13 protein-coding genes and 1 pseudogene are annotated in these 15,217 nt (G+C 68.7%); 9 read left to right on the forward strand and 5 right to left on the reverse strand.

Going from position 1 to position 15,217, the window contains the following annotated elements; genetic code table 11:
• Positions 1 to 395: 395 nt before the first annotated feature.
• The 4 genes from ABZ312_RS43770 to ABZ312_RS43785 all read right to left on the reverse strand — a co-directional run bounded on the left by ABZ312_RS43770 (position 396) and on the right by ABZ312_RS43785 (position 5,706).
• Positions 396 to 2,051 carry an ABC-F family ATP-binding cassette domain-containing protein gene (locus tag ABZ312_RS43770; RefSeq protein WP_500440094.1) on the reverse strand — a complete coding sequence of 552 codons (1,656 nt, stop codon included), beginning with the start codon at positions 2,049 to 2,051 and terminating at the stop codon, positions 396 to 398.
• Positions 2,052 to 2,133: 82 nt separating this feature from the next.
• Positions 2,134 to 3,768, reverse strand: a complete 1,635-nt coding sequence (gene abc-f, locus ABZ312_RS43775) for a ribosomal protection-like ABC-F family protein (RefSeq protein WP_500331989.1) — start codon at positions 3,766 to 3,768, stop codon at positions 2,134 to 2,136.
• Between the two features lie 582 nt (positions 3,769 to 4,350).
• Positions 4,351 to 4,836 carry a hypothetical protein gene (locus tag ABZ312_RS43780; RefSeq protein WP_500331988.1) on the reverse strand — a complete coding sequence of 162 codons (486 nt, stop codon included), beginning with the start codon at positions 4,834 to 4,836 and terminating at the stop codon, positions 4,351 to 4,353.
• Positions 4,837 to 5,112: 276 nt separating this feature from the next.
• Positions 5,113 to 5,706 carry a uridine kinase family protein gene (locus ABZ312_RS43785; RefSeq protein ID WP_500331987.1) on the reverse strand — a complete coding sequence of 198 codons (594 nt, stop codon included), beginning with the start codon at positions 5,704 to 5,706 and terminating at the stop codon, positions 5,113 to 5,115.
• A 376-nt stretch (positions 5,707 to 6,082) separates the two neighbouring features.
• On the opposite strand from ABZ312_RS43785, the gene ABZ312_RS43790 reads away from it, so the two are divergent.
• From ABZ312_RS43790 to ABZ312_RS43805, 4 genes are all read left to right on the forward strand, one after another.
• A complete protein-coding gene (locus ABZ312_RS43790) occupies positions 6,083 to 7,090 on the forward strand; it encodes a hypothetical protein (RefSeq protein ID WP_500440095.1) in 1,008 nt (335 codons plus the stop codon).
• 433 nt (positions 7,091 to 7,523) lie between these two features.
• On the forward strand, positions 7,524 to 7,946 hold the full coding sequence (locus ABZ312_RS43795) for a hypothetical protein (protein ID WP_500440096.1): 423 nt from the start codon (positions 7,524 to 7,526) through the stop codon (positions 7,944 to 7,946).
• A 330-nt stretch (positions 7,947 to 8,276) separates the two neighbouring features.
• Positions 8,277 to 8,954 (forward strand): hypothetical protein, encoded by a 678-nt coding sequence (locus ABZ312_RS43800; protein ID WP_500331984.1) that lies wholly within the window; start codon positions 8,277 to 8,279, stop codon positions 8,952 to 8,954.
• A 380-nt stretch (positions 8,955 to 9,334) separates the two neighbouring features.
• Positions 9,335 to 9,871 carry a DUF4240 domain-containing protein gene (locus ABZ312_RS43805; RefSeq protein WP_500440097.1) on the forward strand — a complete coding sequence of 179 codons (537 nt, stop codon included), beginning with the start codon at positions 9,335 to 9,337 and terminating at the stop codon, positions 9,869 to 9,871.
• Between the two features lie 147 nt (positions 9,872 to 10,018).
• Here the strand turns inward: ABZ312_RS43805 and ABZ312_RS43810 are convergent, their stop codons facing one another.
• A complete protein-coding gene (locus ABZ312_RS43810; protein WP_500440098.1) occupies positions 10,019 to 10,513 on the reverse strand; it encodes a DUF308 domain-containing protein in 495 nt (164 codons plus the stop codon).
• A gap of 320 nt (positions 10,514 to 10,833) precedes the next feature.
• On the opposite strand from ABZ312_RS43810, the gene ABZ312_RS43815 reads away from it, so the two are divergent.
• From ABZ312_RS43815 to ABZ312_RS43835, 5 genes and pseudogenes are all read left to right on the forward strand, one after another.
• Positions 10,834 to 12,012, forward strand: a complete 1,179-nt coding sequence (locus tag ABZ312_RS43815) for a sensor histidine kinase (protein WP_500440099.1) — start codon at positions 10,834 to 10,836, stop codon at positions 12,010 to 12,012.
• The gene (locus ABZ312_RS43820; RefSeq protein WP_500331980.1) at positions 12,009 to 12,668 is read left to right on the forward strand and encodes a response regulator transcription factor; all 660 of its coding nucleotides are present in this window, start codon (positions 12,009 to 12,011) and stop codon (positions 12,666 to 12,668) included. Before ABZ312_RS43815 ends, ABZ312_RS43820 begins: the two co-directional genes overlap by 4 nt.
• Positions 12,669 to 12,929: 261 nt before the next feature.
• On the forward strand, positions 12,930 to 13,658 hold the full coding sequence (locus tag ABZ312_RS43825; RefSeq protein WP_500440100.1) for a DUF2470 domain-containing protein: 729 nt from the start codon (positions 12,930 to 12,932) through the stop codon (positions 13,656 to 13,658).
• Positions 13,655 to 14,320, forward strand: coding sequence for a GNAT family N-acetyltransferase (locus tag ABZ312_RS43830; RefSeq protein ID WP_500440101.1), 666 nt, complete (start codon positions 13,655 to 13,657; stop codon positions 14,318 to 14,320). Before ABZ312_RS43825 ends, ABZ312_RS43830 begins: the two co-directional genes overlap by 4 nt.
• A 462-nt stretch (positions 14,321 to 14,782) precedes the next feature.
• Positions 14,783 to 15,217: pseudogene (locus ABZ312_RS43835) on the forward strand (peptidase S8); the annotation flags it as partial.

Raw genomic sequence — 15,217 nt, forward strand, 5'->3', positions numbered from 1 at the left:
CCCCCGCGACTACACCCACGCCCTCGACATCCGCAACCGCGTCATGCTCGAACTCGAACCCGACCACATCGCCGTCCGCCCCGACCACGCTGCGGGGGAACAGTCCTAGTACGTCGGCTGGACGTCATGATCTGGCGGTTGGTTGTGCGACGGGTGCGCAGCGATGGCGGTGGTCGTGCCAACGGGCGCCGGCTTGGTGGCGTCGGCGCTGCAGCTTTCCTCGCTGCCAGAGCTCCCGCGACCACGTGAGTAGCGTGGCCTCGGCGCAGACGAGCGCCGAGGACGCCCCCCATCGCCTCGTAACGAGGGAGGTCACGCAGTCCGGCTGGAGTACTCGGTACTCCAGCCCAACTTGCCTCCTCGCGAGTAACCGCCTGCGGGATCGGTGATTGATGTCAGCGAGTCTTGATGTCGCTCGTCCGCCGGTCGAGCCCAGGGGACAGTCGAACTTCCCGGGCCTGCCACCGCCGGCGCAGCCAGCGGTCGTGGCTGGCGACCACGATGGCGCCAGGTCCGGTGCCGAGTGCCTCCTCCAGTTCGTCACACAGGCGGGGGGAGAGGTGGTTCGTGGGCTCGTCGAGCAGCAGCAGGTGGGGCGGGCGGGCCACCAACAGTGCCAGGGCCAGCCGCCGGCGCTGTCCCACCGACAGTTCCCCGACCGGTCTGTCCAGGTCGGCCGCGTGCATCAGGCCGAGCGAGCCGAGCGGCACCTTCACTGACCGGGCTTGGCCCACCGCCACTTCATAGGTGTCGCGGACGGTGCGCGCGGGCCGTTCGAAGACGGTGTCCTGGGTGAGCAGCCCCACCGTCACGTGGCGCCGCTTGCGCACCTCGCCCTCGGCCGGGAGCTGTCCGGCGAGGACGGCGAGCAGCGTCGACTTGCCGGCCCCGTTGCCGCCGGTGACCAGCAGCCGGTCGGTCGCCGCCACCTCCAGGCAGTCCAGTGCCAGCCGGCCCGGCACCCGCACGTCGCGTAGCCTCACCAGCGGCTCCGCGCTCTCCTCGGCCCCCCTGGCCAGGTCCCCGGCGGCGAAGCGCAGGGGGCGCGGTGGCTCGGCGACCTGGGTGCGCTCCAGCTCCTCCAGCCGCCGGGTGGCGTTGCGCACCCGGCGGGAGACGGAGTGCTGTACCCGGCCGGCCCGATGGCCGTAGCCCATCTTTTCGTTGTCGACGCGGCCGCGGTCCGGGGCGACCCGGTGTGCGGTCACACCCACCGACTCGCGCAGTTCTTCCAGTTCCTCCTGCTCCTCGGCGTACCGCCGCTCCCAGCGCTGCCGCTCCGCGTGCTTCGCAGAGAGGTAGGCGCTGTAGTTGCCGCCGTAGCGGACGGGTCCGTTGAGTGCCGGGTCGAGGTCGATCAGGTCGGTGCAGACGGCGTCGAGGAACGCCCGGTCGTGGCTGGCGACCACCACGGTTCCGGGCAGGGACCGCACCTGCGCCTCGAGGAAAGCGGCGGCGTCGTCGTCGAGGTGGTTGGTCGGTTCGTCAAGGAGCAGCGCGGAGGGCCGCCGGACCAGCAGCGCGGCCAGGGCCAGCCGGCCGCGCTGCCCGCCGGAGAGCGAGCGAAGGCTCCGGTCGTGGCCGAGGGCGCCCAGACCGAGGCCGTCCAGGACCAGCGCGGCGCGGCGGTCGGCGTCCCAGGACTCCCGGTCCTGGGCCTGTTCGAGACGTCTGCCGTAGGTGGCGAGGAGTTCCCGGTGGCCGGGGTCGTCCTCGGGGACGCGGGCCAGCTCCTCGCCGAGCCGGTCCAATTCGGCGAGGTCCTCACGGGCCTCGCGCAGCGCCTCGTCCAGTACGGCGCCGAGGGTGGAGTCCGCGTCGAACGGCATCTCCTGCTGGAGGAAACCGACGTCGCGGGGGCGGGAGACGCTTCCCGCGTCGGGTTCGTCCACCCCTGCGAGCAGCCGCAGCAGGGTGGACTTGCCGACGCCGTTCTCCCCGATCAGGCCGATGCGGTGACCGGGGGAGGCGGTGAGGCAGACGCCGTCGAGGACGCGACGTCCGCCGAGGTCACGGACGAGGTCGTGGGCGAGCAGAGCGGGCTGGGGCACGGGGGATACCGTCCTGGCGTGATCGGTTCTCGGTCCGCCGGGCGCACGGCCTCGGACGCGGACCACGTCACACGTCGGCGGCTCACACCGCCGGTGCCCCCGTCTCCTTCAGCACCCCGTCGGCCAGCCGCAGCCAGCGGTTGATCCCGATCTCGGCGAGGAACCGCTCGTCATGGCTGACCACCATGAAGGCACCCTGGTAGGAGTTGAGCGCGCTCTCCAGCTGGCCCGCGCTGACCAGGTCGAGGTTGTTGGTGGGCTCGTCGAGCAGCAGCAGGTGCGGGGCCGGCTCCGCGCACAGCACGCAGGCCAGGGTGGCGCGCAGCCGCTCGCCGCCGGAGAGCACACCCACCGGCAGATGGGCCCGCGCGCCCCGGAAGAGGAACCGTGCGAGCAGGTTCATCCGCTCCGCCTCGGGCCGCTCGGGCGCGAACGCGGCGAAGTTCTCCGCCACAGTGCGGTCCAGGTCCAGCAGATCCAGACGTTGCGACAGGTAGGCGATCCTCCCGTCGTTGCGCTTGATCTCCCCGCTGTCCGGGGCGAGACCACCGGTGACCAGCCGCATCAACGTGGTCTTTCCGGCGCCGTTGGGCCCGGTCAGCGCGATGCGCTCGGGGCCCCGGACGCTCAGGTCAACGCCGCCCGCCGCGAATACCTCCTGGTCGCCCAGGCGGACCTGCATGCCCTCGCCGAGGAACAGGTTCCGGCCGGCGGGCACTTGGGTGTCGGGCAGCTCCAGCGTGAGCCGTTGCTCCTCGCGCAGGGCCCGCCCGGCCTCGTCGAGGCGAGCCTTGGCATCGCTGACCCGGGAGGCGTGCATCGTGCCGGACCTGCCCGCGGCCTCCTGCGCGCCGCGCTTCATGTTGCCGGCGAAGATCTTGGGCAGCCCGGCGTTCTTCAGGTTCTTGGCGGCGTTGCTCGCCCGGCGCTCGGCGCGCTCGCGGGCCTGCTGAAGTTCCCGCTTCTCCCGCTTCAGTTCCTGCTCGGCGTTGCGGACGTTCTTCTCGGCGACCTCCTGCTCGGCACGGACGGTCTCCTCGTACTCGGTGAAAGTACCGCCGTACAGGCGCAGTTCGCCGCTGCCGAGTTCGGCGATGCGCTCCATGCGGTCCAGCAGCGCGCGGTCGTGGCTGACCAGGAGCAGACAGCCATTGAACTCCGACAGCACGTCGTAGAGCTTGTGCCGGGCCTGGAGGTCGAGGTTGTTGGTCGGCTCGTCGAGCAGGAGGACGTCGGGACGCTTGAGCAACTGTGCGGCGAGCCCGAGGGAGACCACCTGGCCTCCGCTGAGCGTGCTCAGGCTGCGGTCCAAGGTGAGGTCGGCCAGGCCCAGCCGGTCGAGCTGGGAGCGGGTGCGCTCCTCGATGTCCCAGTCGTCACCGATGGTGGCGAAGTGCTTCTCGTCGACGTCCCCGGACTCCACAGCGTCCAGGGCGCGGATCACCGCGGCGACGCCGAGCACCTCGGCGACGGTGAGGTCGCTGGTCAGGGGCAGGGTCTGCGGGAGGTAGCCGAGCGTACCGTGCACCGACACCGAGCCCGTGGCGGGCTTCAGCTCACCGGCGATCAGCTTGAGCAGGGTGCTCTTGCCGGAGCCGTTGGGCGCCACCAGGCCCGTACGGCCCGGGGTCACGGAGAAGGACAGCTCGTGGAAGACGGGGGTGTCGTCGGGCCAGGCGAAGGAGACGTTCGAGCAGACGACAGCGGCGTCGGACATGAAAATGACCTCGGAGGTACAAGGGCAGAGCGTAGACCTCTGCCCTGGGCAGACGTGGGAGAAGGAGGTACGACGAAACGGACCACCTCGGCAGCGCTCTTGAGCGCCGGCCGGTGGCCGTCAGATCCGGATCTCACCCGGAGATGTCGTCGTCACCCACCACGTCTGACTCCTCATTGCCGTCCTATGTCAGCCACCAGCATAACAACACGTCCCGGTCTCCGGCCCTTCCCATGATCGCGATCGGCGGCTCCCGCTGCCGACATGCCTTGCCGGCCGGTGACCCGTACTCCGTACCACTGCGGCACCACGGCAGGAGTCCATGCCCCAAGCCCCATCGGACGGAATGAGGAGCAGCGACCGCGGCGGGCAGATCTCCGCCGAACAGGAGCCCTCACCTACGAACGCTGCGCCCAGGCACTGCCCGCCTATGAGCCGTCCAAGCCGAAGAACAACCGGCTCGGTCCTGCCGCTGCCGAAGGCGGACGACGGAGCAGCCGGCACCCTGCTGTGCGCCTCTGCAGCGCGCCGCGATGCTTTGGGAAGCACCCACGGTGCCCCCTGCCAGCTGCTGCAGGCCGCTCAGCCGCGCCGTGCCGCCTGGACGGCGTGGCGCAGCATGTCCTTGAACGAGGCGCCGGCGGGGTCATCGCCCAGCGCGACGTGCATCGACTCGGCCTCGGACCGGTTGGACCAGCGGGTGAAGACCGATACCCCGGGGTCAACGGCCAGTCGCTGATCGACCTCTGTGACGGTCATGTCAGCCAGCCGCCCGGAGTGTGCTGTGGTCTTCCCTGTGTACGTATCGGCGACCGCGACCAAGAGATGCCGCGGCAGCAACACGGCCGCAGTCAGCCTTGCGCGCTGTGGGTCGCCCCCGAGCAAGCGCGCGAAGACGCCGGGACGGCGCCGGGGCACACTGCGGGTCTCCACGCCGGCGACCGCGGTCGACGCGGCATCACCAAGCAGTTCGGTCTCGGCGACGGCCAGAATCGCCGTACGCAACCGGGAGTCCAGATCCTCAAACGTGCAACCGCGGCTCGTGCGGTCGAACAACTGCTCAGGCATGGGCGCATCGTAGCGGGGGCACCGATGGCCGGCTCGCGGCCTGGCCGACGCTCTTTTACAGCCGGTCGGCGGGAGGGTCCACCGGGTGTACTCGTTCTCGTGACCATCGACCACAGCTCGGGTGGGACGCCTGCTGGAGTCGTGCGCATCTGCGGTCGGAACTCGGGTTCTGGCTCAGGTTCTGTGATCGGTGACGCTGGGTTATCCGGACAGGGCGCTGAGCACCCACCTCGCATCATGCCGAGCCTGAGACGACGGAGGACGGCCAGCGGCAGGTCAGTGCCCGGAGACCACGAGGTGGGCCCTTTCCCGGGGACGGGTCAGGGCCAGGTAGTGCTCCTCGGCCAGGCGCCAACGGGACTCCCAGTCGATCGGGCCGTGGTCGTCACCGCGCTCTCGCAGGCGGCGCATGGATTCCTCCCGCGGGGTGTCGACGTACACAAGGAGGTCGTAGTAGTCGGCGAGTTCGGGCCGGGCGGTGTACACGCCCTCCGCGATGACGATGCCGCAGGCGGAGACGCCATGGCTTTCGTCCGGGGCCAGATCACCGGTCGCCCAGTCGTAGCGCCGGTAGGTGGCGTCACGGCCGGCTGCGAGCGGGACAAGCACTTCCTCGCGCAGCCGCTGCCAGTCGAAGTAGCGGTGGTAGCCCTCTTCGGGATCCAGCCCGGCGCGCTCCTCCGGGTCCATGGGGCGGTAGAAGTCGTCACCGTGAACCACCGCAGCGCCGCGCAGCTCCGCCAGGGTTGTCGCCAAGGTCGACTTGCCGGAGCCACCCATGCCATCGATGGCGATCAGGAACACTCCTCGGCGGCTTCGGGCGTCGATAGCGGCGCCAACCTCTTCAGCACCGATGGAGATCGTCGTCATAGCGGCATTCTGATCACAGCAGGCGCCTCAAGAGAAGGGCAACGACTTCGCATCACGATCCCAGGACCCCGAACTGTCGGCCCGACACCCGGCCACTCTTCGTTGTCGGGCAACATACCAAGCCTCCCAACGACTCACAGTCGTCGCTCGACGCACACGCATCACAGAAGCCGAGCCAGAGCCGGCGGCTGACCGGCGGATCGAATCACGTTCAGCGGCACAGTTCCGCGCGGCTTCCGGCTTCCTGAGGCCGCGACTGGGACGTCGAGGCCCGCTCTGCCTGTCGGCGGGGCGTTCAGCGCCGTCTGAAAACCCGTTGCTCCCTGGTCTGCCTGCTTGGTGGGATGCAGGGGTTTCGGCGGCGGGAGGGGACAGCTTGGCGGTCTTCGGGTGTGCGGGCTGCGGTGCGGTCCTGACGGCGGCGGTGTCGCAGGTGGCGTTGCCGATCCACCTGGCCGACACCCACTGGGAGAAGCTGCACCCGCCACTGCTGGGGGCCGGGTCCTACGCCGTCGACCCTGCGCCGTACGGGCCGCCATGGCGGCAGTGGGACGAGGTCGGGGGGCGCGAGGCGGCGGAGCGGGGGCGCTTCGCGCCCTTCGGTGCGCTGTCCGACGGACCGTCGGGCACTGTCCTGCTCGCGCCCGGCGACATGCGCGGCACCAGGCTGATCCTCGAGCGGGCCGGGGGCTACTGCATGGGCATCGACGGGAGGGACGGGCCGAACCTTGCCTGTCTGGGCTGCGGTCTGCCGGTCGGAACGAGGATGGACGACTGCGGGTGCTGGCAGCTCGTCCGGCTCGTCCCGCAGGCAGTGGTGCGGCTGCCCGCCCCGGCGGAGCGGCCGGTCATGGATTGGGCGGAGCTGCTGGCCACCGGCGCGCTGTGGCACCGGCTGAGCAAGTACCGGGACATCCCCGCGGGCGTGGCCCTCGCCCAGGTGGTGGTGGCCGCCGGGGGCGCACCGGTCGAGGTGGCGCCCGGGCCGGTCGCTGAGCTCCTCGGTCGGGCACTCGGCGCGCTGCTGCCCGCCGGGGAAGGTGCGCAGCGGCTGGACCTGGCGGGACCGGGGTTCGGTGAGCCGGCCGCTGACCTGGTGCTGGTGCCGGTACATCCGCAGACCGGAGACATGTGGCAGCCGCTTGCCGGGGCGGTGCCGGTACCTATGGATGCCGCGCTCTGGGCCGAGCTCGCCTTCCCTCCACACCGGACCCGGCTGCCGGTGGTCGGCGGACTGCCGGCAGGGGTGGAGCGGGACGACCCGCTGCCGCCGCACGCGTGGTACCCGTTCCAGCCGTCGACGGAGGCGTTCCGGTACACGCTCGCGCGGATGCCCGCCGTCAGGGAACCGTGGCTGCGGGCGATCTACGACCGGGGCTGTTGACCCGTCAGGGGTGTTGAGAACCTGGACGTTGGGTTCGAGGTGGACGGCGTAGTCATGGGCCGAGCCGCAGCCGGGGCCAGGACGGCATCTGATCACACGTGGTCGACGGACATCACACGTTCAACTTCAGGAGCGTTCGGCGGACAGTAATCCAGCCCGGAAGTGGGACTACCGCTTCGGTCGAGTAACCTCCAACCCTCACAACGCCGCCAGGTCAGGGCATAGGGTGATTCGATTCTGCATTCAGCCATGCATGGGAAGCTGGTCAAGCGCTTTGGTGGCGTGCTCAGGACGTTGTACGCAGATGCGGAAAGATGAATTCCTAGGAGTGAAACGGGGATCCCTGCTGGCCGGGCCCCGTGGAGGCAGGCTGATCGGGACCTGCTGGTCGGAAAAAGACACCAGATGTGAACTGGCAACCATCATGATGAATGTGGGACTGGAATTGGAAAACCCAAACAAGGCCCAACCACGGGACCAGGCGTCGCCCCACCCGGCTGGCAGTGGAAGCAGCCTGTTCTACGTACCGGATGCTACACATTTTCTTGAGGCGTTTGGCGTTGCCCCGGTGTCGGTGGAGGGTGACGAGGGCGTGGAGGCCTTCGAAGTCTGGGTTAACAGGCATGAGACCCTCAAATTCTCCTTCGATGTCACAGTCAGGTCCTTCATGGTCCGCTGGTTGCGCGATAACCAAGAGATTCTCCGAATCTATCGAGAAGGCGCCAGTCGGATCACGATTGAAGAGAACTTTTGGGAAACGCATCTAGTGGTGAGGTTCGAGCTGGGGGAATATGTGGGATATCTTGACGTCGGGGTGTATCCGTCAGTCTCCGTGAACGATCGCCTGCAAGAATGAAATAAAGGGGCTGCCTTCGATGCCGAGCCAGTTCTGGCGGTCATGCCTGTTTCTCGCCTTCGGCCGCTTGAGCCGCAAGACTGCGGCTCTGCACGCTCCGCAGCGTCGATAGCCGACTCGGCCCCAACATCCTCGGGCTTGCTCCACGCGGCTGCGCCGTCCAGCCGCCACCCGCCTCGGCACTCGGCTCTGCGCCGAGCCCGGCGACGTGGTCGCCGCTGACCGCATCCCAACGCTTGCCGGGGGCGCCGGCCTGACCACCCGAAGGGACACAACCCCTATGGCCCGTCTCAAGGTTCCGGGTGCCAGACTGGCCATCGTGGTGAATTCATGACGAAACCAGGCGCCCCCACACCTCGACGGGTCACAGCGGACTGGGCCGCCGCGCTTCCTGGGTTCGACGCCTGGAAGCCGCTGCACCTGCTCCGTCGCATCGGCCCGGTTGTCCAGGGTGTCTGTCTCGACCGTACGACGTCCGGCAACGCGTACATACCGACGGCGCATGTTCACGCGCTGACGCGGGACTTTCCGGTGATCTCCTTGATGTTGGGGCAGCGACTGGAAGGAGCCTCGGGGCAGCCGGAGCGAGTGCTCTTCGGGAACCACGACGGCGAGTATCCGGCAGCTGTCGATGCCCTCCGCGAGCAGAGCCTTCTGTCCCTGAGCGAGGAACCTCCGTCGCTGGAGCAGGTCGTCAGGGCCTACCTCTCGGCCGCTTCCGCGAGCCACGACAAGGGACTCCCGCCGGCCGTGCTGGAGGTGGAGGACAGCGTCCTCATCGCGGCGGCGGCCGGCCTGGCGGACCTCCTCCAGGGCGGCCTGGCACTCGCCGGTGAGCTGGCAGGCCTGTGGTCGAAATTCAGGCTCCCTCTCAACTGGCCGGGGACAGCGGCGTGGTTGGAGGGCTTGCGGGCCAAGGCGACTGATCCCGTGGCTCTGTCGACTACGGTCCACCACCAGGTCACCCAGCACAAGCTCGCCAGAGTCCGGAACGTCCTGGCGGCCTGAGGGACCGCTCGCCGACACCTTCGCGGAGCTGCGGCGGTGCCAGGGTCACGCACCCCGACGGCCCAGCCGCTCCGACACCCGCGGCCAGCGCGCCTGCGCTTACGGTTCCGCGACCGCGGCCGACCGGCTCGGCGCCGACATACAGGCTGCGCAGCAACGCCGTCACCGCCGGACTCACCCGCAGCCCTCAACGAGCAATGGGTGGCCGCGCATCGTTCACGCTTCTGCGGGTCCGGACCCGGGTCCGGACCCGGACCCTCACCTCGCCATGACATGCGACGTCACCGACGCCCAGGGGGCCCAGTCAATGCCCTCCCAGACGACATGAGGCACCCCGAGTCCCGGCTCGTTGTCTGCCCTGGGTGCCATGCTGTGCCGCCATGGACATCGAACAGTTCTGGCACCTCATTGACCAAGCTCGGGGCAGAGCCGGCGACTCTGCGGATGTCGACGACATCGCAAGCCACGCTACGACGCTGCTGGCCGCCCATGACCCTCAACAGATCATCGCCGTACAGCAGATGCTCTGGAATCTCATGGCCGCCTCCTATCAAGCCCCTCTCTGGGCTGCTGCCTACCTCATCAACGGCGGATGCTCCGACGACGGCTTCGACTACTTTCGTGGATGGTTGATCGCCCAAGGCCGCACGGTATTCGAACAGATCACAGCGGATGCCGACCGCCTCGCTGACGTACCAGCTGTCCAGGCAGCAGCAGCCGTAGGCACCGACCTTGAGGGCGAGCGAACCCTGAGCATCGGCTGGAACGCCTATGAGAACGCAACCGGTACAGAACTCCCAGGCGATGCCTTCACCATCAACTACCCTGACCTCGACCCCGCCTGGAACTTCGACTTCGGCGACCACAAGGAGGTCGCCGCCCGACTGCCCCGGATCGCGGCGCTCTACCCGGAGTGATCGGCCCACCAGGAACCTGGTGCGAATCACAACCTGGCCATGTTGCGGGACGACGGCCCGAGCGAGCGATCCTTCGGCCTGGACACGCGATTCTGTTGTTCAGCTGAATGCCGGGGGAGAGGTGGTGGCGGGCTGCTACGGCGGTGGTCAACGCTTCTTGCGTCGGCTGCGGATGCTGAGGGCGATGACGGAGACGAGGAACCAGAAGGCACCGAAGGCCGAGTACCCGGCGACGGTGGACAGGCTGCTCGTCGCCGAAGCGGACGAGGCGGCGATGGTGGCGCCGGCGAGTACGGACTGTGCACCGCTGATGACCATGGGCCACTGGGCGCCGACGGTGCGCCGGCGTCGGATCGCCACGACGAGCTGGATGGCACCGGAAAGCAGGGCCCAGACGCCGAACACGAGAAGGGCTGTCCCGACGGTGGAGAACACGGCGGTGATCATTCCCGCGGTGGTGGCCAGGCCGAGACCCAGGTTGACGGTACCGACACGGTTCGTGGAGCCGGTGCCGGCCAGGCGACGCTCGAGGAGCGTGGCGACGGCGTCCCACAAGGGGTAGACGACGAGCAGCACGGCCGCGATCACCGTGGGCCTGTCCGCGGACACGAGCGAGGCGGAGGTCGTGAAGACGAGTGCCACCCAGATCAGGGAGAAAACGACTCGGATCAGGTGGAGCGATCGGAGCCCGGAAGGCGTCGTCGTCGCCGTGGTCGAAGTGGTCGAGGTTACGGTGGTCTGAGTCATCAGGTGTCCCGTGGTGATCGTGACGGTGTGAGACGGTCGCCTCGCTGACGAGTCTCAGGGGCCTCGGGAGGCGCCGTGTACTTCGAACGAAGTAGTTCTGCCATCCGCTTCGACGGCATGTGCTCTGCCGTCCCGATCGACCCAAGCAGCTGCGCGGTCTACTTCATTCGAAGTACACGACCGCCGCATACGTGAACGAGAATCGGCTCATGGTCATGGCGCAGAACAGTCAGGACGGGCTCGCGGCACCGCTGTGGGTCCGCCGCCCCGAGGTGCTGCACCGAGTCGCCTATGCACTGGCCGCGCTGGTGTTCACCGGTCAGATCGTGGCAGTGATCCTGAGAGGTTCGGACTGGCCGACGGCCCTGTCCGTGCTCCTCGCCGGCATCGGTGTCACCCTCTCGTGGTGGCAGCCGTGGGCGGGGCTGGTCGTGACGAGCGCGGCGTCCTTCGCCGTGACAGCGGTGGGAAACGACCCCCTGTCGGTGTGGATGATGGCGGTGCTCGTCCTGTTCTCGGTCACCCTCAGGGGAAAGCAGCCACTGGCCGGAACCGGCATCGTGGCGGCGTTCTTCCTCGGGGCGTTCATGACGGTCGGAGGATTCCGTGGCGGCGCTGTCGTGGGAGCGGCCGCCGTCTTCTCGGCTGTGGCGGGAGGTGCGACAGGGGCCGCGCTCCGCATCCACCGGGACCACTGGTGGACCCTGGAGGAACGGGCCGAAAGCGCCATCGCCACCCGCGAGATCGAAGCCACCCGACGAGTGACCGAGGAACGACTCCGCATCGCCCGGGACCTCAACGACGTCATCGGCCACCAGGTCGCGATGCTGAGCCTGCACCTCGGTGCAGCGGAAATCGGGCTGCCCGAAGACGCCGAGTCCTCCCGGCAGGCCCTCGTCTCAGCCAGGTCCAGCGCCCGCACCGTCGTCGTCGAAACGCAGCGCATCCTCGCGCTCCTCCGCCTCGGGGACGACATCTCCGACGACGAGGCGCTGCGGCCGACCCCGGCGCTCAGCGGCCTGGAAGGACTCATCGCCTCTTTCGAGAGCATCGGCCTCGACATCCGGCCCTCCATCGACATCCCCGTCGGCTTCGTGGAGCCCAGCGTCGGCGTGACGGTCTACCGGGTCGTTCAGGAAGCACTCACGAATGCCTACCGGCACGGAGAGGGGACGGCGACGGTGGATGTGCGCGAGTGCGACGGCAGGATCTGCGTCACGGTGGAGAACCGCGTCGGTCGCTCACCCCGCGGCTCCGACTCGGGTAGCGGACTCGGACTCGTGGGGATGCGCGAACGTGTGGAGTCCTCCAGCGGGCGGCTGACGATCGACAGTCACGACGGGCGATTCCGGGTCCACGCGGAGTTCAGCCCTCTGGGAGCCGTCGTCCGATGAGCCGGATTCTGATCGTCGACGACCAGGACGACATCAGGGCCGGGATCCGGGCGATGCTTCGGCTCGACCCGAGTCTCGTCGTCGTGGGTGATCTCTCCGATGGACTCCAGGTCGTCCCCTTCCTCCGGGAGCACCCCGTCGACCTGGTCCTGATGGACATCCGGATGCCCGGCATCGACGGTGTCGAAGCGACCCGCCGGATCCGCGCGGAGCATCCGCCCGAAAAGACGCGGGTGATCGTGCTGACCACTTTCGACCAGGACGACATCGTCCTCGCCGCCCTGCGCGCGGGCGCCAACGGTTTCCTGAGCAAGACCGTGAGCCCCGCTGAACTCGTCGCCGGGATCACCGAGGTCGTCGGCGGTGGCGGTGCGCTGTCGGCCGCCGCGACGGCGGCGCTCATCGGTCACATGACCGACAGACCGCCCCCGGTGATCGACCAGGAGCTGCTGCGGCGCTTCGGCGCTCTGACACCCAGGGAGCGGGACGTGGTCGTTCTCGTTGCCAGCGGCCTCGCCAACGACGAGATCGCGGCCCAGATGTCCGTGTCGCCGTTCACCGTGAAGACGCATGCGGTGCGGGCCATGACGAAGGTCGGCGCACGTGATCGGGCGCAGCTCGTCTCGTTCGCCTTCCGGGCCGGCCTCTACCCCTGAGCCGGGCGCGTGCAGCCGACTTCCGGGACCTTGGCCATGCGTGTACGGATGTGCGGGACGTCAGCCGATGTGGACCCGGACCCCGATCATGCCGTCGATGAGGGCCCCACGATGTGGACCCAGAAGCAGTCGCCGAAGGGGCCGGGCTGCGAACCTGGGAGGGGACGTCCTCCCCCCCAGCCGATGTCCCAGGCGAACAGCCGCGGGCCGCGCACCAGCCGGGATGTTAACTTAGGTGAGGCTAACCTAAGGAGCGCGTTGATGGCCATTACATTCGTCCCGGCGGCCTACCCCACCAACGCGGAGCGGATCCGTTCGGTCCTGGCACGTTCCGACTCCCTGAGTCTCACGACCGATGGCAACTGCTACGACCTGATCTCGATGCACACGGTCGACAGCAGTGGAACGCTACGACTGCACGTCCCCTCGGACAGCCTGCTTGTCGACGAAGCCGCGTTCACTCCGCGTGGCATTCTCGCGATTCTGGTCGAGTTCACCGACCTTGCCCCGACGGCGGTCCGCGACCGGGTCCGGGCCCGCGTGTCCCTTGCCGGCTTCCTCACTCCAGCCGAGATCCAGGATGCGCCCGAGGTGCTTGTTCTCCGCCTCGATCTGGCCCGCGCCGCCATCGAACGGGACGGGACGACCGTCGGCGTCGACCTCGACGAACTGGCTGCCGCGCGGACCGACCCGTTGGCCATCGAAGAGACGGCGCTGCTCACCCATCTCGACCGGGACCACAGCGATGTGATGGCCCAACTCGGCAGGCTCGTCAACCGGAACGTCCTGCAAGACGTCGTCGATCTGCGCCCGATCGCACTGGACCGCCACGGGCTCACCCTGCGGTGCGAGTACGCCCGCGGGTACCAGGACGTCCGGGTTGCCTTGCACTTTCCGGCCCGCAGCGCAGCCGACATCGGTCAACGGCTCGCACACCTCGTGGCCCTGGCCCGTGGCGGTTCCCGTCGGTGCCGCGCCGATCACCGGTGAACGGATCGATCACTGCCTGCGGCAAGGTGCCCGACATGCGCGCCGGAGGGCGATCTCCTCGCGGAGTTCGCGAACCCTCCGCGTTGCCCCAACGTCATGAGAGCGAGACGGCATTGACCACGGCTGCGCCCGAGGTCACCGGCCGCCTCGGCCGTCCGGGCGCGGTGCGGACCGCCACACTTGCGGACACCTGGGCTCTGCATCAGCTGTCCTCGGCGTTCGTCCCCGGCGGCGCGCTGCGAGAGCGCCCGCTCGGTCACTATGCCCGTCATGCGGGCGACTTCCTCGTCGCCGAGAACGAGGCAGGGGAGGTTGAAGGCTGTGTCGCGGTGCACCGCTACCAGGAGCGATCGCCCGCGTACCGCAGCCTTCGGCAGGCAGGTCCTGCGGGAGCCGGTTGCGCCGCCGCGGTCCTCTACAACTTCTGCGTCGCACCCGGTAGCCAGGGCCGTGGCATCGGTTCGGGCCTGTTGCGGGCCGTGCTCTCCCGCACCGGAACGCAGCCCGTGTTCACCGCGACCACAGGCAACGGTGAACTGTTCCTAAGGCACGGCTTCCGCTACTGCGACGCGACCACCGCACCTGCCGCCTGGCTGGCCACGCTGGACCCACGTCGAGGGTCGAGGATCCTGACCCGATCGGCCGGGTCCCTTTGCCGGTGACGGCCGCTGGCACCGTTAGGCCTTCTATGGCCAGGTCCGCACCCTCAGCGGATTGCGACCTGTCGAATCCGGCCGAACCGAATGGGGCGGGCGGGAAATTCCGAATTCCGGACAGATTCCTTACGAGGACGGGGAGAGCGCTGCCGACCCTCGTGCGCGGGTGACCGGCTCCCAGTGTCTCGCTGCATGCATCACGGCAGGTGGCACGCCGTCTGTGCCTGTCTTGCCGGACAGCGGATGCATTGGGGGCGAAAAGTGCGCTAATGCCGGGCGAAATCCACCAGTTGGTGACCGGTTTACCGGCTCGCCATCCAAGATCAACCCATTGACACCCTCTCGACGCTGGTGCTTCGCTGTGCGGCGCACCCCAAGTCCGCCGTGAAACTCACGTGTTGGCGCGGGGTGAATGAACGAGAGGAAACCGTGAAATTCACGTCCAAGAGACCTGCGATCGGCACGGTCTTGGGAATCAGCTTGCTGCTGGTCGCCGCTACCCCGTCGGTGTCCGTGGCACTCTCCGCGCCCACCGGCACGGCATCGTCGGCCACGCCGTTCTCGGCCTCGGCCTTCGGAACGGGCCCCGAGGTCAAGGGGGCTGCGGCCGGGACCGGCGTGCACCGGTGGATTCCACTGATCACCGGTGACCGGATCGCGGTGAACGCGAAGGGCGAGATCGTCGCCGCGCGTCCCGCCAAGGGCCGCGAGGACATACCCATCCGGGTGGAGACCCGTGACGGCCACACCTACGCCATGCCTGATGACGCCCGGGACCTCGTACAGAGCGGCCGGGTGGACCGGCAGTTGTTCGACGTCACCACGCTGAGCGGGCCGGCCTATGAACAGCGTCATGACCTGCGGCTCATCGTGATGTACGACGCGGCCCGTCCGGCGGCCAGG

This window comes from Streptomyces sp. NPDC006207 (assembly GCF_040613835.1).
Lineage (GTDB): Bacteria > Actinomycetota > Actinomycetes > Streptomycetales > Streptomycetaceae > Actinacidiphila.